Below are 19,299 nucleotides of genomic sequence, written 5' to 3' on the forward strand. Positions count from 1 at the left end.
GATCCGGCGTTTCTCAGCTCTGGTCGAGATAGCTCGCCGGCGCAGGTCCCTTGATCTCCGACAACCACTCCTCGGGCACTTCAGAGCCATCATAGAGGCCGAGCAGGATCCCGCGCCGGTTGCTCTTGCCGAGCATGGCTCTGACCTCCTCATCGGAGAGAGCGGTGCGCTGGGACAGCCGCCGGGCCCATTGGCCGAGCTTGACGTAGAGCCGGTCGATGATCTCCGCGTGCTCCGCGCTTTTGCCCAGATCGGTGAACTCGTCCGGGTCGGTTTCGAGATCGAACAGCATCGGCCGGAATCCACCCTCCGCATGGATCAGCTTGTATCGGCCGTCGAACACCATGAAGAGGCGGGCGTCGCGCAGCTCCACGCCGAGCTTTGTCGCCATCGGGGTGGTCGAATAGTCGAACTCGCAGATCACTGCGTCGCGCCAGTCCTCCGGCGTTTCGCCGTGCAGGAGCGGCGCCAGCGACCGGCCTTCCAGGATGTGGTCCGGCACCTCGGCCCCGGTCGCCTCCACGAAGGTGGCGGCGAGATCGATCGCTTCGACCAGCGCGTCCGACGTGGTGCCGCGGGTCGGGTTCGCCGCCGCGCGCGGATCGTAGACGATCATCGGGATTTTCACCGTGCACTCGTGGAAGAAATTCTTCTCCCCGAGCCAGTGGTCGCCGAGATAGTCGCCATGATCGGAGGTGAGCACGATCATGGTGTCGTCCATCCGTCCGCTTTCCTCCAGATAGGCGAACAGCCGGCCCATCTGGTCGTCGCATTGGGCGATCAGGCCCATATAGGCCGGAATCACGTCGTGGCGAACGTCTTCGCGGGAGAAGCTCTTGGCGATCAGCGTGTCCATGTAAGCGCCGTAGACCGGATGCGGCTTCTGCTTTTCCGCCTCGTCCTTCACCGCCGGGATCACGTGCTCCGGCCCGTACATGTCGTTGTAGGGGGCAGGTACGATATAGGGCCAGTGCGGCTTGATGTAGGAGAGGTGGCACAGCCAGGGCCGCTCGTCGTCCTTGCGTTCTTCCAGGAAACGGATGCACTCGCTGGTGAGCCAGGGCGTTTCGGAATCCTCTTCCCGGATGTTGGCGGGCAGCGGCGAATTTTTCATCAGCCAGCCCGACGCGATCTCGCCGTCTTCATCGAGGCCGGCGTTGGCGAATTTGTTCCAGGGATTTTCGGTCGGATAGCCCTTGGACTTCAAATATTCGTTGTAGGGCGAACGGCGGGAATCGTAGAAGCCGTCCGGCCCTTCCGCCCACAGCCCGTCGTCGCGCACGAAGACGTCGAACCCGCATTCGGCAAGCCGCGCGCCGATCACCGAATCCGGCGCGATCCCGAGCCGCTCCAGCCCTTTGGCGTCGGCTTCCATATGGGTCTTGCCGACCAGCCAGGCGTCCATACCGTTGGCGCGCAAGTGGTCGCCCAGGGTGTGCTCGCCCACCTTGAGAGGGAAGTTGTTGCGCTGGGCGCCATGGCTGTGAACGTAGCGGCCGGTATAGAAGCTCATCCGCGAGGACCCGCAGATCGGCGATTGCACATAGGTGCGGGTGAAGCGCACCGCCTTTTCGGCGAAGCGATCGATGTGCGGCGTCTTCAGGTGCGGATGGCCGGCGCAGCCCAGATAGTCGAACCGCAGCTGGTCGAACATGATGAAAAGAATGTTTTTGATTTCGGACATCACGAGACCTCTGGCTGCTTCATGGTGGATCGGTTCTCCGGGGTGGGGGGCTGGGCGGCTCGAAGGAGATGCCAGGCAAGAGCGACAAGACCGATCGCGGCGCCGGCGGCTTGCCACGATGTGACCGGTGACAACAGGAGGACCGTCGCGGCGAGACGCGCGGCGCGCTCAAACACACCGAGCCGGGTGCGATCGAACCCGCCAAGACCGCTTGTGCACAGATAGAGCGCCAGCACAAGCCGGCCGATCGCAAGCACGAGCGCAACTGGGGTGACGTTCGCGCCGGCGGCATCGACGAGGAGCAGGATCGGATTGTAGACGAAAGCGAATGGGATGATGAAGATCATCGCGCCAAGGCGGGAGCTCGCCACAGCCGTTGCGATCGGCTTGCCACCCGAAACGGCGGCGGCAGCGTACGCTGCGATCGCCACGGGTGGTGTGATGACTGAAGCCACGCCGAAGAAGAAAACGAACATGTGGGAGGTCAGGGGCTCCAATCCGAAGCGCTGAAGGGTCGGACCCATGATCGCAACGATGGCGATATAGGCCGGGAGCGTGGGCATACCCATGCCCAGCACGATGCAGCCGGCCGCAGAGATGGCCAGGGCGGCAAGCAGCGAGGTCTCGCCGGCGCTGGACAGAAGCACGGCGAACTTTGTCGGCATTCCGGTTGCCGAGAGGGTCGAGACGACGATCCCCACCACAGCGATCGCTGTGACGAGTTGGGCGACAGTCGTACCGCCACGGGCAAGGGCGCCAACGAGCCGCACCGGCTTGCGCCGGATTTCAGGGTTGATGAAGCTCAACGGGATCAGCAGGAAGATCGCGGCGATTGAGGCGCCCGCCGGCGAGAGCCCTGAGACCAGCAGCCACACGATGAGCCCGATAGGAGCGAACACCAGGACGAGATTGAGCCAGTCCTGTCGCTCCACCGACATCGCCTCGTCGTCCTCGCTTGCCTCGACGCCAAGTCGGTTGGCTTCGAAATAGACCGCGAGCGCGAGGCTGGCATAGTAGGCGATCGCCGGGATCAGAACCGCGATGATGACGGTCAGATAGCTGACCCCGACATAGTCGGCCATCACCAGGGCGGCGGCCCCCATGATCGGCGGTAGGATCTGGCCGCCGGTGGAGGCCGTAGCCTCCACCGCGCCGGCGAAGTTGGGGGCGAAGCCGCGCCGGCGGATCATCGGGATGGTGACGACGCCGGTACCGACGACATTGGCGACGGCACTGCCGGAAACGGTCCCAAACAGGGCGGAAGCGGCGATCGCGGCATAGGCTGGTCCGCCGCGAAACTTGCGCATCAGAGAGAAGGAAATGCGGATCATGGAATCGCCGGCGCCGCATCCTTCCAAAATCGCGCCGAGAATGATGAAGGGCAGCACCGTGGAGAGCACGATACCTAGAATGCTACCCAGGATGCCCTGATCGGCGTCGAACCAGATGTTCTGGGCGACGAGTTCGGGAATGCTGGTGGGCACTGTCTGCAGGAAGCCCGGCCAATATTGCCCGGTCGCGAGATAGAGGAACGCGATCAAGCCAAGAATGGCGATTGGCGCTCCCCAGACGATGAAGCAGGTCCAGATGCCGATGGCCGCGGCAAGCGTAGCAACCGCTGCATCACGCCAGGAGAAGAACACGATCGAATCCGCCATGATCCGACCGAGAACGTAGTAGTCGTAGCAGACCCAGCCGGTGAGGACGACAAGAGCTGCGTAGCCCAGGCTCACATACCAGCGACCGTGTCCTTGCCTTTGGCGGGCCAGCAAATGAGCGAGGATCACGGCGACTATGCTGGCGAAAAAGAAGAGCGGGCGGAACCACTCGATCGCAAACGGACCGATCCGGGGCAGATTACCGAAGCTTGGCAGCACGTTCGCCATGCCGGCAAGCGCGACAAACAAGCCGGTTGCGGCAAGGGCGGCCTGCAAGAGCCGCTTTGCGGCGGAGTCCGAGATGCTGAACATGGTCGGATGCTCGATCGAGGCTGGACGGGTCGGCGAAAAAGGCGGTCGATTGCAAAAGTCGCCGGCGCGCGGCCGGGCGAACGTGCTGCCAAGCTGCTGGGCCATTCCTCTATCGAAGCGGACGAAAAGGATGGCGGCCGTATGTCGCGTGGGCGAGAAGCCGGACGATCGGCCGACTTCTGCCATTTTCGCAGGGTCTTCAGTTGGCGATCAGCCGTTCCGGTACTTCAATGCCCGCTTCGCGATAATAGCGCAATGCGCCCGGATGCAGCGGGGCGTTCACGCCGGCAAAGGGACGATTCGGATCGATCTGACGCAGCAGTGCGTTGCCGGCCTTCATCTCGTCGATATTCTGCCAATAGGCCTTCGTGATCTCGTAGGCAGCCTCGTCCGGTAGGTCGGTGTTGGTGGCGACCATCATGGTCGTGACCGCCGTCTTCAGCGCTTGATCGCCATTGGCCTGTCCGGAATATGTTCCAGCCGGGATCGTGGCGGTATCGACGGCATAATCCTCCAGATAGGTCTGCCAGGCCGGTGACTCGACGATCTCTTCCGGTACGCCGAGGATCACGATCTCCCGCTGCAGGCTGAGCTCGGTCAGCGTTTGCTGGCCGATAGCGGCGGCGGCGACATAGACGTCGAACTGGCCGTCCTGGAACGACTGCTGGGCCGCGCCCCACGGCGCCTTGATCCCTTCGTAGTCCTTGCCTTCTTCATAGCCGGACGCAACCTTGATCAGGTTAACGATCTGAGGGCCGGCTGCGCCGGCGGGCGGGCCGATATAGATGCGCTTGCCTTTGATGTCTTCCCAGGTCTGGACGTCGCCATCGGCCCAGGCAATTGCCTGGAACGTTCCGCCGGGAAAGCCGAAGAGCGTGCGCACATTCTGCGACAGCTTCTTGGCCTGCTCTGCCTGTCCGGCATAAGGACCGGCGCCGCGCTTCATGGCGGCGAAGGCCGGCGGCGGCACCACCGCGAGGTCGAGCTTCTTCGCTGCGACCTTCAGGGCGGATTTGGTGAGGGTCTGGCCCAGCACGACCTGAAGATCGACGCCTTCCTTGGCGGTATATTGCGCCAGCGTCTGCGGCACGATCCCGGTCAAAGAGGCCGCGCTTGCACCTTCGATACTGTAGGTATCGGCGGAAACAGGCGCAGCGAGCGATGTGAAACATGCGACCGCGAACAGGCCGCCCAGAAGACGCTTCATGTCGTTCCTCCCATCTTTCTGGTTTTCATGGAGGATAGAAGCCGCCTCAAAGGGCGTAAAATGCCGATGTGGCGAAAGTCATATCGAAATTGCTATAGCACGCGGCGCTCGTCGACGATCTTCCGGATAATCCCGAGCAGACGTTGTGTCCGCGTGCGGATTGGATGTCCCGGCAAGAATGTCAGCCCGACAGGGCCTTTGAGTTCTGACGAAGGGACCGCCAGCATGACCATCGTGTCGGCCTCCAGCTCGGGCCGGACCGCGCTGCGGGGCAGGATCGCGATCGCGTCGGTATTCTCGACATAGGGGCGGGCGAAGTCGAACGAGACGGTCTCGATGACGTCGTCGAATTCCGGAAAGCCGTTCGAGATCATATAGCGGTCGAGCTCGGCGCGGATGATCGTTTCCGGCAGGGGAATGATGACGGGATAGGCGTTCACTTCCGCGAGCGAAACCTGGTCCGCGGCGGCGAGCGGATGGCCGGTGCGGGATGCGAACACGATCGATTCGTGAAACAGGAGTTCGAAGCTGAGACCCTTCATGGTTTCGGGATCGGCCATGCGGCCAAGCACGAAGTCCAGCCGGCCGGCGCGGAGTTTGATGAGAAGGTCGGCATTGGTGCCGGTGACGACCCGGATCCGGGTGTCGGGGTGGGCCTTCTTGAAGTCCGCGATCGCCGTCGGCAGCACCCGGCGGCTAACATTGGGAAGAACGCCCAGGGAGACGATTTCGCCCGGACCCTCGCCGGCGGCCCGCTCCAGCCCTTCCTTGACCTGTTGCATGCCGTTGAAGGCGTAACGGTAAAGGGTTTCGCCTGCCTCCGTCAGAACGAGGCCGTCACGGGTGCGTTGGAACAGACGGGTGCCGAGTTCGTCTTCCAGTTCTTTCAACGTGCGCGACAATGCGGGCTGAACCGTCGAAAGCTTCTGCGCGGCCTGGGTGACGTTGCGCTCGCGCGCGATCTCGATGAAGCACTGCAGATGGCGAAGCTTGATCTTTGTTTGGAACACGAGAGGGCGCTCGCTGCATAGCGATTACGCTATCAGCGTACAGGCGCGTCGTGGGCCCGGCAAGCGAACGCCACAGTGCCGCAATCGCGGTGGTGGCGGGCTATCGGGCGGCGATGGCGTGGAAGAAGCTTCCTGATACGCGATCGATCCGGTGGCCGGCCGTGCCGAGATCGCGGCCCTCGGCGTCGGTGACGGTCGCGAAGGCGAGTGCGGGATCGGGATCGAACGCGGTGATCGCGGCGTAGTGGAATTCGTGGCCGACCAGTCGCGTGCTGGCTGGCGCGAAGCTCGTCTCCTGTACGATCTCCGCGATCCGATAACCCAGATGCAGTTTGCGTTTGGCGTAGCTGGTCTCGACTGGAAGCAGGTCGGCCATGGCGTGGATGATGCCGTCGGCATCCTCCAGCGTGCGGCCGAGCACCATGTAGCCGCCGCACTCGCCGTGGACAGGCCGGCTTTCGGCGAACGCGCGTAGCCCGGAAAGAAAGACGTCGGCGGCGGCGAGTGCGCCCGCGTGTAGCTCCGGATAACCGCCGGGCAGCCAACAGCAGTCGCAATCGGAAGGCGGGGCTTCGTCGGCCAGCGGCGAGAAGGGCACGATTTCCGCTCCCGCCTGACGCCAGCCGGCGAGAATGTGCTCGTAGACGAAGGAGAACGACCGGTCGCGGGCGAGCGCGATCCGCTGGCCAGGCGGGCGCAGCGCTGTCTGATCGGTGCCGGCAACCGTCCGGGTCGGCTGCGCGGCAGCGACCATGGCGTCGAGATCGACGGCGGCCGCCACGGTGTCGGCAAGCCGCTCCAGCCGGGCCTCGAGATCGTCGGTTTCGCCGGCCTGGACCAAGCCCAGATGGCGCTCGGGCAGCGTCAAAGTCTTGTCGCGGTCGAGCGCGCCCAGGATCGGGACCCCGATCTGTTCGAACCCGACCCCGACCAGCCGACGATGACGTTCGCTCGCCACGTTGTTGAGGATCACGCCGGCGACCTCGATGCGCGGATCGAAGCGCGCGCAGCCGAGCGCTGTGGCAGCCGCCGATTGGGCGTGACCGGCGACGTCCAGAACCAGGATCACCGGCCAGCCCATCAGGGCCGCCACATCGGCGCTGGCGCCGGTATGCCCGCTCGCGCCGCGCACCCCGTCGAAGAGACCCATGGAGCCTTCGGCGACGAAAAGATCGGTGTCGGGGGAGCTCGCGGCAACCAGACCGGCCATGGTCGCGTCCGACATGGCGAAGGAATCGAGATTGATCGCCGGCCGGCCGGTGGCGGCGGCATGAAAGGCCGTGTCGATATAGTCGGGACCGGATTTCACGCCCCGCACCTTCATGCCGCGCCGGGCGAGCGCGCGCTGCAGGCCGAGCGTGACCGTGCTCTTGCCCGAGCCGGAGCGCGGCGCGGCGATCAGGAGACCGTTGGGGACCGTCATGCGTCGGTTTCCGAGCGCTGGCACAGGAGATGGGAGACGATCCGCGCACGGAAGTCGGCGATGGCGCCAATCGCCACTACGGCAGGCGAGCGGATGGCGCCGTCGGCGGCGAGCCCGGGCAGCTCCGCAAGCGTGGTTTCGACCACCTGCTCGCCTTCGGTGGTGGCCGCGTGGACGGCGATCGCGGCGGTGTCGGGGGAAAGCCCGCCCTCGATCAGACCCTTTACGATGGTCGGCATCTTGGCGACCGCCATATAGAGTACGATCGGCGCGCCGGTGCGGGCAAGGGCCGCCCATTCCAGCGTCTGGTCGTCGGCTGCATGGCCGGTCGCCAGCACGACGGCATGATTGGTGTCGCGCGTGGTGGCGGGAATGCCGTGGACGGCGATCCCGGCCAACCCGCTGGAGACGCCCGGAATGATCCGGAAGCGCACGTCGGCGGAGGTCAAGGTCAGCGCTTCCTCGCCGCCGCGCCCGAACACGAACGGGTCGCCGCCTTTCAGTCGCAGGACCCGCTTGCCGGCGCGGGCGAGTTCGATCAGCCGCTCGGAAATGTCGCGCTGGGCGGGCGATGGCTTGCCGCCGCGCTTGCCGGCATATTCCAGGCTGGCTGTCGGCGCGGCGAGGTCTAGAATGCGCTTGTCCACCAGCGCGTCGTAGACGATCACATCCGCGCGCCGGAGCGCATTTACGGTGTGGATGGTGATGAGGCCAGGATCACCCGGACCCGCGCCGGCGAGCCAGACGGTGCCCGGTTCGAACGGTGGTGTTAGATGGTCGAGCGTCACGATCGCATCTCCTTGCGCTGACGCCGGACGAGACGGCGACTATAACCCGAGCCATGGACGAGGATCTTCCGAAAGGACCGCTCAGGCGAGGTTGGACGACGGGAAGCTGTGCGACGGCGGCGGCCAAGATCGCCTATGTCGGCTGGCGAACCGGCGATTTCCCCGCGATGGTGCCGATCACGCTGCCATCCGGCGACCGGCCGACATTCGCCGCCGCCTGCCATGGCGCGGCTGAGGATGGGGCCTGGGCCGGCGTGGTCAAGGACGCCGGCGACGATCCCGACGTGACCCATGGGGCGCTGGTGACTGCGACTGTCCGCGCCGCGCCGCCGGGTGTCGGCGTCGTGTTCGAAGCGGGCGAGGGGGTCGGTACGGTGACCCGGCCCGGCCTCCCGCTTGCCGTTGGCGAGCCCGCCATCAACCCGGTGCCGCGCAAGATGATCGCGACCGCGATCTCGGAGGCCGCGACGGAAACCGGCGGGCCTTCGGATGTGGTGGTTGCGATTGGTATTCGCGACGGTGCACGGATCGCCGAAAAGACGCTCAATCCGCGGCTCGGCATCCTCGGCGGGCTGTCGGTGCTGGGCACCACCGGCATTGTCGTGCCGTTTTCCTGCGCGGCCTGGATCCACTCCATCTATCGCGGCATCGACGTCGCCCGCGCCGAGAGGCTGACCCATATTGCCGGATCGACCGGCGCAACTTCCGAGGCAGCCGTGCAACGGCTCTACGATTTGCCGGACATCGCGTTGATCGACATGGGCGATTTCGCGGGCGGCATGCTGAAATATCTGCGGCGTCATCCGGTCGAAAGGATCACCATTGCCGGCGGCTTCGCCAAGATCGTGAAGCTCGGCCAGGGACTTCTCGATCTGCATTCGCGGTCCGGCCGGGTCGATTTCGATTGGCTGGCCGAACGGGTTGGCGAAGCGGGCGGCGATGCGGCTCTGGTCGCGGCCGCGCGCGAGGCCAACACCGCTAATCAGGTGTTGGAGGAGGCGCGTCAGGCCGACGTACCGGTCGGCGATTTGATCGCGGGGCGTGCTTGGGAGACCGCTGCGCGCGCCCTGCGCGATGAGGCGATGGCGCTGGAGGTCGCGATTTTTGACCGCAAGGGCGTGCTGGTGGCGCGCAGTCCGATGCGGCCGGCGAAGGGCGGGTAAGGTCATTCGGCGCTGCCCTCCGGCTGGTGGCGGGGGCGGAAGCGGCGGTCGTAGCCGGCGGAATAGAGCGCGCTTTCGCGGAAGGCGCCGGGCGACAGGGCGCGGCCGACGAAGATGGTCGCGGAGCGTTCGATCGGAGCGTCGGCGAGTGCCTCGATCAGCGACCCGAGCGTTGCGCGCACGATCCGCTCTTCCGGCCAGGAGGCCCGGAACGCGATCGCGGCAGGGCAGTCCGCACCGTAGTGCGGAACGAGTTCGGCGACGACCTTGTCCAGCACATGGATGGAGAGATGGATCGCGAGCGTCGCTCCGGTCGCGCCGAAGGCGGCCAGTGTTTCCGACGCCGGCATCTTCGTTGCCCGGCCGGACGTGCGGGTCAGCACCAGCGACTGGGCCACTTCCGGCACGGTTAGCTCCACCTGAAGTGCGGCGGCTGCGGCGGCGAAAGCGGGAACGCCGGGTGTCAGATCGTAGGGGATTCCGAGCGCATCGAGTCGGCGCATTTGCTCGCCGACAGCGCTCCAGACCGACAGGTCGCCGGAGTGGAGCCGCACCACGTCCTTGCATGCGGCATGGGCGCGCTGCATGTGGCCGATGATGGCGTCGAGGTCGAGCGGCGCGGTGTCGATCTTTTCTGCCTCAGGCGGGCACCAGCTCAACATCTCTGGCGCGACGACGGAGCCGGCGTAGAGGCAGACCGGGGCTGAGGCGATCAGATCGCGGCCGCGCACGGTGATGAGATCGGCGGCGCCGGGCCCGGCGCCGATGAAGTGGACGGTCATGGCTCGCTCCTGGCAAGGGCGCAGGTGGCCGCCGGCGAGGTGATACGGGGCAGAATGAGCGCCGCATTCGGGCCGGCGGCGGCAAGGGCGGCGGCTTCCGCGACCGACCCCACGCCGTGGCGGGCTTCGATCCGTGCCGAACGGGTCGCGACCCGCGCGTCGGCGGCCTGAAGCTCCGCGTCCGAGAGCGATCGGACCGGGAGGCCGTGGCGGGCAGCAAGGGTCTGCACGGCGGGATGCACGGCGCGCTGGGCGAGAGTGGCCAGGCAGCCGACGGTCTCCGATGAGATTCCCGCCAGAGCACACGCCTGGTCGTAGAGCGCTGCGAGTTCCGACGCGTTGGCGCTATCGCGCAGTCCGATTCCGGCGGCGATCATGGTTTCACCACCTGCCACTGGGTGACCGGCATGGCCGGCCGCCAGCCGTGGAAGCGGCCGACCGGGTCGAGCCGGGCGATCGAAATCCGTCGCATCGAACCCCCGTGGGCGGCAAACAGCGCCTGCAGCCGGGCCTCGCTTTCCAGCGTGACGGCATTGGCGACCAGTCGGCCGCCGGGGTCAAGCGCCTCCCAGGCGGTCTCGAACACGCCCTCGGTGGTTAGCCCCCCTCCGATGAAGACGGCGTCGGGGCGAGGGAGATCCGCAAGCGCTGCCGGCGCGCGTCCGACGATCACATCAAGCCCGGTGGCGCCGAACCGCTCTGCGTTGCGGCCGATGCGCGCGGCACGCTCCGGCTCGGCTTCGATCGCGTAAGCGCGGTTAGCGAGATGACGGACAGTCCATTCGATCGCGACCGAACCGGAGCCGGCGCCGATATCCCAGAGCGTTTCGCCCATCGTGGGACGCAACGCCTGCAGCGTGAGCGCGCGAATGTCCGACTTTGTGATCTGGCCGTCGCTCTCGAACCAGCCGTCGTGCAGACCGGGCGTCAGCGGCACGATGCGCGCATCCGGGCGCGCGACCACTTCGACGGCGATAAGGTTGAGGGCGTCGATGTCGGCGAGGTCGAAGGCGTCCGCTGTCGTTGTCCGCCGCCGCTCGTACGGTCCGCCCATGCGCTCCAGCACGGTGAGGTGGGAGGCCGGAAAGCCGGTCTCGGTCAGAAGCGCAGCGAGATGCGCCGGCGTCGTGGCGTCCCAGGAGAGCGCCAGGATTCGCGCACGCGGGTGCAGCGAGGGCACGATCCGTGTAAGCGCGCGTCCGTGCAGACTGATCGCAACGCAGTCCTGCAGTGCCCAGCCCATTCGCGCCGCGGCGAGCGAGAAGGACGAGGCCTGGGGAAAGCAGATCATCTCGTCGGGGGCGACATGCTTGGCCAGCGTGCTGCCGACCCCGTGATGGAACGGATCGCCGGTCGCCAGTACGCAGACCGGGCTGCCGCGCCGCTCCAGGATCGCGGCATAGCCGTCGTCGATCGGGCTCGGCCAGGATGTGGTTTCCGCCTTCAGCGGGCCGGCAAGCTCCAGATGCCGGCGACCGCCGACGACGAACTTGGCGCCTTCCAGCGCTGCGAGGGCGGCCGGTGACAGCCCGGCGCGGCCGTCCTCACCGATCCCCACGATCGAAAGCCAGGGCCTGCTCACAACGGTGCTCGACTTTAGCGCGTCTGTCGGAGAGAACTCAGCCATGACAGTTCTCATCCTCGGTGGCACCAGCGAAGCCTCGGCCTTGGCGAAAGCCTGTGCGGATGCCGGTCTGACCGGCCTTCTCCTGTCGCTGGCCGGACGGACCAGCGCACCCCGGGCCCAGCCGGTCCCAACCCGTGTCGGCGGCTTCGGCGGGGCGGACGGGCTGATCCGCTTCATTCGCGAAATCGGCGTGACGGCATTGGTCGACGCCACCCATCCCTTCGCGGCGCGGATCTCGTTCAACGCGGCGCTGGCGGCAAGGGAAACCGGCGTGGCGGCGCTTGCCTATCGCCGGCCCGAGTGGCCGCGCCAGCCCGGCGATCGCTGGGTCGAGGTCGACAGCGTTGCCGATGCGGTCGGTGCCCTGGGCGAAGCGTCCCGCCGTGTGTTCCTGACGGTGGGACGTCTCGAACTTGCCCACTTCGCCGCGGCTCCGCAGCACGCCTATCTGGTGCGCACGATCGAGCCGGTGGGCGACGCGCTGCCGATCCCGGATCTGACCGTGATCGAAGCGCGTGGCCCGTTCTCCGAGGACGCCGAAGCCAAGACGCTGGCTGATCATCGCATCGAGCTGCTTGTGACCAAACATTCTGGCGGCGATGCCACCTACGGCAAGATCGCCGCGGCGCGCGCGCTCGCGTTGCCGGTGGTGATGGTCCGCCGCCCGCCGATGGCCGACATGGAGGCAACCGGCGCGCTCGATGCAGCGGTCTCCTTCGTTGCCGCTCATGCCGGCGGCTCCACGGAACGGGGCGTGTAGACGAAGGGCGGTGCGCCCTCGCGGTCGATCAGCCGGGTGGTCGACGTGCCGATGATGACAATCGTCGCCATGTCGGCCATGTCGCCTTTCATGTCCGACAGAGGAAGGATCTCGATCCGCTCGTCCGGGCGGCCGACGGCGCGGGCCAGCACGACCGGCGTGCGCGCCGGCAGGCGCGCGCGGGCGATTTCCAGCGCGGCATCCAGTTGCCAGGGTCGGGCCTTGGAGATCGGGTTGTAGAGCGCGACGGCAAAGCCGACCGAGAGCGCTGCGTCCAGGCGCTGAACGATGACTTCCCAGGGCTTCAGATTGTCGGAGAGCGAAATCGCGCAGAAATCGCCGCCGAGCGGCGCCCCGACACGGGCTGCGGCGGCAAGCATCGCCGTGATGCCCGGCTCGATCGAAATGTCCAGACTGCGCCACGCGACCGGGCCGGCTTCAAGCGCCTCGAACACGGCGGCGGCCATGGCGAACACCCCCGGATCGCCGCCGGAGACCACGGCGACCCGGCGTCCATCCGCGGCAAGGGAGAGCGCGTGCCGCGCCCGGTCGACCTCGACGCGGTTGTCGCTGGCGTGCCGGGTCTGGCCAGCCCACTCCGGCACACGGGCGAGGTAGGCGTGATAGCCGATCAGGTCCGTCGCCTCGAATAGGGCGGACTTGGCCGCTGCGGTCAGATAGTGGGGGTCGCCGGGTCCAAGGCCGATGACTGTCAGCCGGCCGGTCATAGCCGCCTCCCGTTGCCGGGGACCAGGATCATGGAGAAATAGGGGGCCGGATCGTCGGACCGTTCCGACAGCGGCACGATGATCTCGTCCGCCATCGAGGCGCGTTCGGCGTAGATCGCGCGCTCTTCCAGCCCGGCGGCGCGCAGCGCGGCACGCACCTTCGGCAGGTGTCGGCCGAGCTTCATGATCACGGCCGCGTCGGTGTCCTTCAGGCGTCGTGTCAGGTCATCGGCGCCAAGCGTCCCCGGCAGCACGGTCAGGACGTCGTCGCCCCAGGTGATCGGCGCCTCGGCATGGGTCCAGGCCGCCGACATGCCGCTGACAGCCGGGATCACCTCGGTCGGAAAGCGCGGCGCGAGCCGGCGCCACAGATGCATGAAAGAGCCGTAGAAGAACGGGTCGCCTTCGCACAGCACCGAGACCCGCCGGCCGGCATTCAATTCGGCGGCAAGCCGGTTGGCGCAGTCCTCGTAGAAGGTGTGGATGCCGCAGCGATAGGTGGGATCGGTGACGGGAACCTCAGTGGTCACTGGATAGACCAGCGCAAGCTCGCGGGCCGGATCGGCGCCGATTACCTTATCGGCAATGGTGCGCGCGTTGCCACGCACACCGGCCTTGCAGAAGTGCACCAGCAGATCGGCTTCCTCCAGCAGGCGGCGGGCTTTTACGGTCATGTAGTCGGGATTGCCGGGGCCAAGCCCGATGCCGTAGAGCAGGGTCGGAGAGGTGGCTTCGGGCATGGTCACTCCGCGCTCGGCCGGGCTGCGTGGAGTGCGGGCTGAAAACCGGTGTCCACTTTTCCTCACTCCACGCTGGAAGCGAGCGCATTGACGGCGGCCGCCGCCATGGCGCTACCGCCGCGCCGGCCGCGCACGACCAGATACGGCACGCGCCCGTCTGCGGCGAGCGCGTCCTTGGACTCGGCTGCCCCCACGAAGCCGACCGGAATGCCGATCACGGCAGCCGGCTTCGGCGCGCCCTCGTCGAGCATTTCCAGAAGCCTAAACAGAGCGGTGGGCGCATTGCCGACCACCACCAACGCGCCGGCGAGCTGCGTCTCCCACAGCGTGATCGCAGCGGCGGTCCGTGTGGTGCCGAGCGACGTGGCGAGCGCCGGAACGCTCGGATCGTCGAGGGTGCAGATCACGGGATTGTCGGCGGGAAGCCGGGAGCGGGTGATGCCGTTTGCCACCATCTTAGCGTCGCACAGGATCGCCGCGCCGGCCTTCAGGGCGGCTTCCGCGGCGGGCGCGAAATCGTCCGACATGGCGACGTCGGCGGGCAGGTCGGTCATGCCGCAGGCGTGGATCATCCGCACCACCACACGCTCGGCGGTGCCGCTCCATGGCGAGAGATCGGCTTCGGATCGGATGATCGCGAAGGAGCGGCGATAGATCTCGTCGCCGGTCTTCAGGTAGTCGTGGCGCATCGGGCTGTGCGGCCTCCAAAGCGGGTACGAAGGTTCGCCTCGTCGCCGGGTGCGGCAAGGCGGTGCAGAATGTCGTCGAAATCGAGATTTGCAACCGGCACGTCGAACGGACCGCCGTCGAGTACGACATCGAAGCCGGTGTCGGCGGCGACCAGCGTCAACGGCGCGGCCTTGCGTCGGGCGCAGCCTTTGGCGCAACCGGAAAGGTGGACGAGCGCGGGCCAGGGCCCATCCGGAAGATGCTCGGCCAGCCGCGCCGCGCGGGATCGCGTGGGCGTAAGCGCCCGACTGCAGGCCGGCGCGCCGGGGCAAGTCACGACGCGCAATCGCTTGTCGTTGGGTGCCGTCACGAGACCGAGGTCGGAAAGGGCCGGGACAAGATCGGTTGCGGTTGCCTCCGACAGGCCGGGCAGGAATATCCCACGCGCGGGCGTCAGGCGAATCCGGGGAACGCCGGCCTTGTCGGCGCTCGTCGCGACAGCGGCGAGCTGGTCGCTGGAAAGCTGGCCGAACGGTGCCGCTGCGAGCAGACCGACATAGCCGTCTTTCAAGGAGACGATCCCGGCCGCGGGCAGGGGTGGGAGAGGCATCCGGTGCGGCGCGCTGGGAGGAGACAGCAGCGCCTCGATCGTCTCGGTGGGAAGTGCGCGCACCCGCCGGACTGCATGGTCGGCAAGGGCCGTCGAAAGCGCCGACAAGAGGCGCCGCAGCGTCGGCTCCAGGTCATCGAGCGCCATTGGGGCGCCCCAGCAACGGCCATCTGGCCGGGCAAGGGCGATCGAGACCGTGTCGGGTTGATCCGCGTCGATTCGCAGGTCCGGGGCGAGATGATCCAGCGCCGATGCGCCGCCGGTCTCGATCGCGATCAGGAATTTTGCCGGAAGCGTCATCTCGGCAACTGCGGCCTCGACCATATCGGCCAGGGGTCGGGCGTCGACGATTTCGTTCGGATCGTCGCCGGTAAGCGGCGAGATCACGGTCGCGCGGTAGGGTGGACGCGGCGACGCTTCTACCAGGCCGAGCCGGTCGAGTTCGGCTTCCAGCGGCGCCCGGGTGGCCTCCCGCGCCCCTCTGATCTGCAGGTTGGCGTGGCTGGTGATATCCAGAATACCGTTGCCGAAGCGGGATGCGGCGTCTGCGACGCCGCTCACCTGGTCGCGCGTCAGCGTACCGTTGCGCGGATGCACCCGCACGATCAGCCCGTCGCCGGACTCCATCGGCCGGCGCACGCCGGGACACCAGCCGCGCGCCATCTGGTCGGCTGTCGCGGTCATTCCGCCGCCTCGTCCAGAAGGGCGGCGGAGTTCAGTCGGCTCTGCCAAAGCCCGCGTCGCCTGAGATCCGTCAGCCGATCTCGGATGGCCCGCTCGGCGGGGGCGTTCGCCGATCTCAGACGCGCGTTCACGTCCTCGTCCAGGAGATAGGCCTGCAGGATCGCGTCGAAGGCGGTGTCCGGCACTGCTTCGGTGGTGGCGGCGAAGACGTAAAGTGCCTCCACGCCCTGGGCGAGTTCCGCGCCGCCGCGCCAGCCATGGGAAAGCTGGGCGTCGATCCAGCGGGGATTGGTGAGTCGGCCGCGGACGATGCGGGCGAGATCTTCCTTCAGCGTGCGCGAGACCGGGCGCTCGGGCTTGGAGGTGTCGAGGCTGTAGAGGCTCGGGTCGGCGCCGAGCCGCTTGGCCGCCGCAACGAAGCCGCCGAAAGAATCGGCAATCGAATCGCCGTCGAGAAGATCGCGCTCGCCCACGTCGGTGGTATGCACGAAGGCGTCGGCGGCCTCGATGCGCGCGGCAAAGCCGCCATGAGCCTGGCCATCTCCGCCCCTGCCACCGAAGGCGAGACCGGTCTCCGCGAGATAGACCGCGCCGAGATCCTCCGTCACCTCCCAGCCACCGCCCAGCGCCTGACCGGCGACGCCGGCGCCGTAGCGCCCCCAGGCGGCACCGAAAATGCGGGCCATGTCGTCGCCGTCGCGCTTGGCTTCGGCGAGCGCGTTCCAGGCGTCGTCCTCGTCCAGGTCCGCGATCGCCTGCACCGCCTGGTCGATCAGCGCGATCTGGTCGGGGAAAGTATCGCGGAAGGCGCCCGAAATGCGGATGGTCACATCGATGCGCGGCCGATCGAGCTTGGCAAGCGGCAGGATCTCGAAGCCGGAGACCCGGGTCGAGGCATCGTCCCAGCGCGGCCGCGCGCCCATCAGCGCCAGGATGTGCGCGATGTCCTCGCCGCCGGTGCGCAATGTTGGGGAGGCCCAGAGATCCATTACGATGCGGCGCGGCCAATCGCCATGCTCCTGCAGATGGCGGCGCACCACCTCTTGCGCGGCCTTGTCGCCGAGGATCGAGGCCGCACGGGTCGGGATCGCGCGTGGGTCGACGGTGGCAAGGTTGCGGCCTGTCGGGATTACGTCGGCGCGGCCGCGCGAGGGCGAACCGGCTGGACCGGGTACGGCGAAGCGTCCATCGAGCGCGGCCAGCAGTCCCTCGCGTTCGCCGGCGCTGCAGCTTTCGTAACCTTCCGGCGCGGCGGCGAAGACGTGGAGCCCGTCGCGCACGGTGATCTCGCCGAGATCGCAGAGATGGGCGTCAAGCCGCGTCAGAGCGTCCGCCATCTCCATGTTGCGGGTGACGCCGCATTCGCCGGCAAGACCGGAAAGTTCGGCCCGCTCCAGAATGTCGGCGGCGACGAGATCCGCCCGTCGCGGATCGAGCACCTGAGCCTCGGAGAATTCCTCCACCAACTCGCGCAGTGCGGCCGCCTCGCCATGAAGCCCGGCTTCGCCGGTCAGCGGGGTGAGATGGCCGACGGTGACGGCGCCGAGCCGGCGCTTGGCGGGAGCAGCCTCGCCAGGGTCGTCGCAGATGAAGGGATAGATCACCGGCAGATCACCGACGATCACCCGCGGCCAGCAAGCGGGGGAGAGCGCCACCGCCTTGCCTGGCAGCCACTCCCCGGTGCCATGGGTGCCGAGATGGATCATGGCGTCGACGCCGGAGCGCAGCGCCAAATAGAAGGCGAGATAGGCGTGGGTCGGGATCTCGTCCGGGTCGTGATAAATCGCCTTGCGGTCCGTGCCCCGACTGCGGTCGGGTTGCAGGGCCACCAGCGCGTTGCCGGCTTCCACGGAGGGGAAGCGGAAGACGCCGTCTGTGCAGGCCGGGTCGGTCGCCGGATCGCCCCAGCGGGCGGAGAGCGCATCGCGGAGGCTGGCGGGCAGCGTGTCGAGCCAGGCGCGATAGGCATCGAGGGGAATGGTGAGCCTTGCGCCTTCAGGTTGGTTTCTCGGCTCGGAAGTCAGACGGGCCATCAGCTCCTGGCCGTCGAACCCACGCGCCGTCACGTAGCCGGCCTCGGCCAGATCGTCGAGAATCCGGCAGGTGGAGGCGGGGGTATCGAGACCGACGGCGAAACCGGCCCGTCCAGCGCGGGCGGGATAGTCGGAGAGTACGATCGCGATCCGCCGATCGCTCCTGGGTGTCCGCCGCAGCCGGACCCAGCCCGCCGCCTGGTTGGCGAGTGCGGCGATGCCGTCGTTATAGGGCACTGGAATGCGCCGCGCGAAGGCGAGCGTGGGGTCCTCCTCCGTCTCTTCGCGGAAGGAGATCGGAAAGCCGGAGATGCGTCCGTCGAATTCCGGCAGCGCCACCTGCATGGCGAGGTCGGCGGCCGCCAGTCCCCGGTCGGAGGCCTCCCAGGCTTCCTGTCGGCTTCCCGAGGGAGTGGCCTGCAGAATTGGACAGTCGGCCCGGTCCAGCACGAAGTCGCCGTCCTGGCGGGCGGAAAAGGCGGTGGTGGAGACGATGACGTCCGGCTTTGCGCGGGCCAGAAGCGTACCGAGCGGGCCGGTCGCCCGGTCGTCCTTCAGGCTGGTCACGCCGAGCACGAGGGGCGCGAGGCCGCGTGCGTCCAAAGCCGTGATCATGGTGGCAAGCGGTGCCGTCTCGCCGGCCAGGATAGCCGAGCGATATGCAATCACCAGGGCGAGGGGTTGCCGACGCTCCTGGTCTTGCTGAGTTTCGGATTGGGGGGCGGCATTTCCCTTTTCTCCGCTCATTCCCCCGAAAGCGGGAATCCATGGCGCAGACGCCTCAAGATCCGGGATTTCCCCATGGACTCCCGCTTTCGCGAGAGTGAGCAGAGGATGGGGCAGGGCCAGCGGATCGAAAATCCCCTGCACTGGGTCCCAGGCGAAGAAGGGCGGGACATCCTCCGGAGCGGTCGCCGCGACATCCCAACCGATTTCTCGGGCAAGAAAGCCCAACAGCCCGCGCATGTTGCTGGTGCCGCCGGCGTCGAAATAGGCGGTGATCCGCTGCCGGGTCTCCTCGCTCACCGTGCAATGATCGTCGAGGCGCGGGTCGGCGCGTCCGTCGCCGGGAATCACGGCAAGCGAAATGCCGTGCGCACGGCAGGCGGCCGCCGTGGCTTCCACGCCGTAGCGCCAATAGTCCAGCCCGCCCAGGCAACGCACCAGCACGATGCGCGCCTTGGACAGCGTCTTGTCGATGTAGAAATCGACCGACAGCGGATGCCGCAGCCGCCTCAGGCTCGCCAGACGGAGCGTCGGCAGCGCAGCGTGATCCGCCTCGTAAGCCGTCGCGATCGCGGCTAGGTCGGATTCGGCGAACGACAGCACCACGATCTCTCCCGGCGGCTGGCCGAGATCGACGGCGGTGTCGCCGTCGTCCAGGCTGACGCTCGTGACCGGGAGGAGATGCATATCGATCC

16 protein-coding genes are annotated in these 19,299 nt (G+C 67.2%); 2 read left to right on the top strand and 14 right to left on the bottom strand.

Annotated features, from left to right (window positions below; genetic code table 11):
• Positions 1-13: 13 nt before the first annotated feature.
• From HNS03_RS13090 to cobA, 6 genes are all read right to left on the bottom strand, one after another.
• Complete coding sequence (locus HNS03_RS13090; RefSeq protein WP_367195908.1) at positions 14-1,684, bottom strand: sulfatase-like hydrolase/transferase; 1,671 nt, start codon at positions 1,682-1,684, stop codon at positions 14-16.
• On the bottom strand, positions 1,684-3,654 hold the full coding sequence (locus tag HNS03_RS13095; RefSeq protein ID WP_367195910.1) for a TRAP transporter permease: 1,971 nt from the start codon (positions 3,652-3,654) through the stop codon (positions 1,684-1,686). The genes HNS03_RS13090 and HNS03_RS13095 overlap by 1 nt, the downstream gene beginning before the upstream one ends.
• A 199-nt stretch (positions 3,655-3,853) precedes the next feature.
• Entirely contained in the window at positions 3,854-4,861 is a 1,008-nt protein-coding gene (locus HNS03_RS13100) for a TAXI family TRAP transporter solute-binding subunit (RefSeq protein ID WP_367195911.1), read from the bottom strand.
• A gap of 92 nt (positions 4,862-4,953) precedes the next feature.
• Positions 4,954-5,871, bottom strand: a complete 918-nt coding sequence (pcaQ, locus tag HNS03_RS13105; protein WP_367195913.1) for a pca operon transcription factor PcaQ — start codon at positions 5,869-5,871, stop codon at positions 4,954-4,956.
• Between the two features lie 100 nt (positions 5,872-5,971).
• On the bottom strand, positions 5,972-7,294 hold the full coding sequence (locus tag HNS03_RS13110) for a cobyrinate a,c-diamide synthase (RefSeq protein ID WP_367195915.1): 1,323 nt from the start codon (positions 7,292-7,294) through the stop codon (positions 5,972-5,974).
• Positions 7,291-8,082 (bottom strand): uroporphyrinogen-III C-methyltransferase, encoded by a 792-nt coding sequence (gene cobA, locus HNS03_RS13115; protein ID WP_367195917.1) that lies wholly within the window; start codon positions 8,080-8,082, stop codon positions 7,291-7,293. Before cobA ends, HNS03_RS13110 begins: the two co-directional genes overlap by 4 nt.
• A 53-nt stretch (positions 8,083-8,135) precedes the next feature.
• Here cobA and HNS03_RS13120 point away from each other — a divergent pair, with 53 nt between their 5' ends.
• The gene (locus HNS03_RS13120) at positions 8,136-9,245 is read left to right on the top strand and encodes a cobalt-precorrin-5B (C(1))-methyltransferase (RefSeq protein ID WP_367195919.1); all 1,110 of its coding nucleotides are present in this window, start codon (positions 8,136-8,138) and stop codon (positions 9,243-9,245) included.
• A 2-nt stretch (positions 9,246-9,247) separates the two neighbouring features.
• On the opposite strand, the gene cobM is transcribed toward HNS03_RS13120, so the two are convergent.
• The 3 genes from cobM to cbiE are packed head-to-tail and all read right to left on the bottom strand — an operon-like array spanning position 9,248 to position 11,654.
• Complete coding sequence (gene cobM / locus HNS03_RS13125) at positions 9,248-10,027, bottom strand: precorrin-4 C(11)-methyltransferase (RefSeq protein WP_367195920.1); 780 nt, start codon at positions 10,025-10,027, stop codon at positions 9,248-9,250.
• Positions 10,024-10,404, bottom strand: a complete 381-nt coding sequence (locus HNS03_RS13130; RefSeq protein ID WP_367195921.1) for a cobalamin biosynthesis protein — start codon at positions 10,402-10,404, stop codon at positions 10,024-10,026. Before HNS03_RS13130 ends, cobM begins: the two co-directional genes overlap by 4 nt.
• Positions 10,401-11,654 (bottom strand): precorrin-6y C5,15-methyltransferase (decarboxylating) subunit CbiE, encoded by a 1,254-nt coding sequence (cbiE, locus tag HNS03_RS13135; RefSeq protein ID WP_367195922.1) that lies wholly within the window; start codon positions 11,652-11,654, stop codon positions 10,401-10,403. The genes HNS03_RS13130 and cbiE overlap by 4 nt, the downstream gene beginning before the upstream one ends.
• Here cbiE and HNS03_RS13140 point away from each other — a divergent pair.
• Positions 11,653-12,414 carry a cobalt-precorrin-6A reductase gene (locus HNS03_RS13140; protein ID WP_367195924.1) on the top strand — a complete coding sequence of 254 codons (762 nt, stop codon included), beginning with the start codon at positions 11,653-11,655 and terminating at the stop codon, positions 12,412-12,414. The genes cbiE and HNS03_RS13140 overlap by 2 nt on opposite strands.
• Here HNS03_RS13140 and cobJ read toward each other — a convergent pair.
• From cobJ to cobN, 5 genes are all read right to left on the bottom strand, one after another.
• Positions 12,381-13,142, bottom strand: a complete 762-nt coding sequence (cobJ, locus tag HNS03_RS13145; protein ID WP_367195925.1) for a precorrin-3B C(17)-methyltransferase — start codon at positions 13,140-13,142, stop codon at positions 12,381-12,383. The genes HNS03_RS13140 and cobJ overlap by 34 nt on opposite strands.
• Complete coding sequence (locus HNS03_RS13150) at positions 13,139-13,882, bottom strand: precorrin-2 C(20)-methyltransferase (RefSeq protein ID WP_367195927.1); 744 nt, start codon at positions 13,880-13,882, stop codon at positions 13,139-13,141. Before HNS03_RS13150 ends, cobJ begins: the two co-directional genes overlap by 4 nt.
• A 62-nt stretch (positions 13,883-13,944) precedes the next feature.
• Positions 13,945-14,571: a precorrin-8X methylmutase gene (locus HNS03_RS13155; protein ID WP_367195929.1), complete on the bottom strand. Its 627-nt coding sequence runs from the start codon at positions 14,569-14,571 to the stop codon at positions 13,945-13,947.
• On the bottom strand, positions 14,553-15,845 hold the full coding sequence (cobG, locus tag HNS03_RS13160; RefSeq protein ID WP_367195930.1) for a precorrin-3B synthase: 1,293 nt from the start codon (positions 15,843-15,845) through the stop codon (positions 14,553-14,555). Before cobG ends, HNS03_RS13155 begins: the two co-directional genes overlap by 19 nt.
• Positions 15,842-19,291: a cobaltochelatase subunit CobN gene (gene cobN, locus HNS03_RS13165; protein ID WP_367195932.1), complete on the bottom strand. Its 3,450-nt coding sequence runs from the start codon at positions 19,289-19,291 to the stop codon at positions 15,842-15,844. Before cobN ends, cobG begins: the two co-directional genes overlap by 4 nt.
• Between the last annotated feature and the right edge of the window lie 8 nt (positions 19,292-19,299).

Origin of the sequence: Amorphus sp. 3PC139-8 (genome assembly GCF_040750475.1) — a bacterium.
Taxonomy (GTDB): Bacteria; Pseudomonadota; Alphaproteobacteria; order Rhizobiales; family Amorphaceae; genus Amorphus.

Excerpts from the sequence above, each read along its gene's own strand:
- HNS03_RS13090 (WP_367195908.1), bottom strand. The coding sequence starts at position 1,684 with ATGTCCGAAATCAAAAACATTCTTTTCATCATGTTCGACCAGCTGCGG.
- HNS03_RS13095 (WP_367195910.1), bottom strand. The coding sequence starts at position 3,654 with ATGTTCAGCATCTCGGACTCCGCCGCAAAGCGGCTCTTGCAGGCCGCC.
- HNS03_RS13100 (WP_367195911.1), bottom strand. The coding sequence starts at position 4,861 with ATGAAGCGTCTTCTGGGCGGCCTGTTCGCGGTCGCATGTTTCACATCG.
- HNS03_RS13110 (WP_367195915.1), bottom strand. The coding sequence starts at position 7,294 with ATGACGGTCCCCAACGGTCTCCTGATCGCCGCGCCGCGCTCCGGCTCG.
- HNS03_RS13120 (WP_367195919.1), top strand. The coding sequence starts at position 8,136 with ATGGACGAGGATCTTCCGAAAGGACCGCTCAGGCGAGGTTGGACGACG.
- cobM (WP_367195920.1), bottom strand. The coding sequence starts at position 10,027 with ATGACCGTCCACTTCATCGGCGCCGGGCCCGGCGCCGCCGATCTCATC.
- HNS03_RS13130 (WP_367195921.1), bottom strand. The coding sequence starts at position 10,404 with ATGATCGCCGCCGGAATCGGACTGCGCGATAGCGCCAACGCGTCGGAA.
- HNS03_RS13140 (WP_367195924.1), top strand. The coding sequence starts at position 11,653 with ATGACAGTTCTCATCCTCGGTGGCACCAGCGAAGCCTCGGCCTTGGCG.
- cbiE (WP_367195922.1), bottom strand. The coding sequence starts at position 11,654 with ATGGCTGAGTTCTCTCCGACAGACGCGCTAAAGTCGAGCACCGTTGTG.
- cobJ (WP_367195925.1), bottom strand. The coding sequence starts at position 13,142 with ATGACCGGCCGGCTGACAGTCATCGGCCTTGGACCCGGCGACCCCCAC.
- HNS03_RS13150 (WP_367195927.1), bottom strand. The coding sequence starts at position 13,882 with ATGCCCGAAGCCACCTCTCCGACCCTGCTCTACGGCATCGGGCTTGGC.
- HNS03_RS13155 (WP_367195929.1), bottom strand. The coding sequence starts at position 14,571 with ATGCGCCACGACTACCTGAAGACCGGCGACGAGATCTATCGCCGCTCC.
- cobG (WP_367195930.1), bottom strand. The coding sequence starts at position 15,845 with ATGACCGCGACAGCCGACCAGATGGCGCGCGGCTGGTGTCCCGGCGTG.
- cobN (WP_367195932.1), bottom strand. The coding sequence starts at position 19,291 with ATGCATCTCCTCCCGGTCACGAGCGTCAGCCTGGACGACGGCGACACC.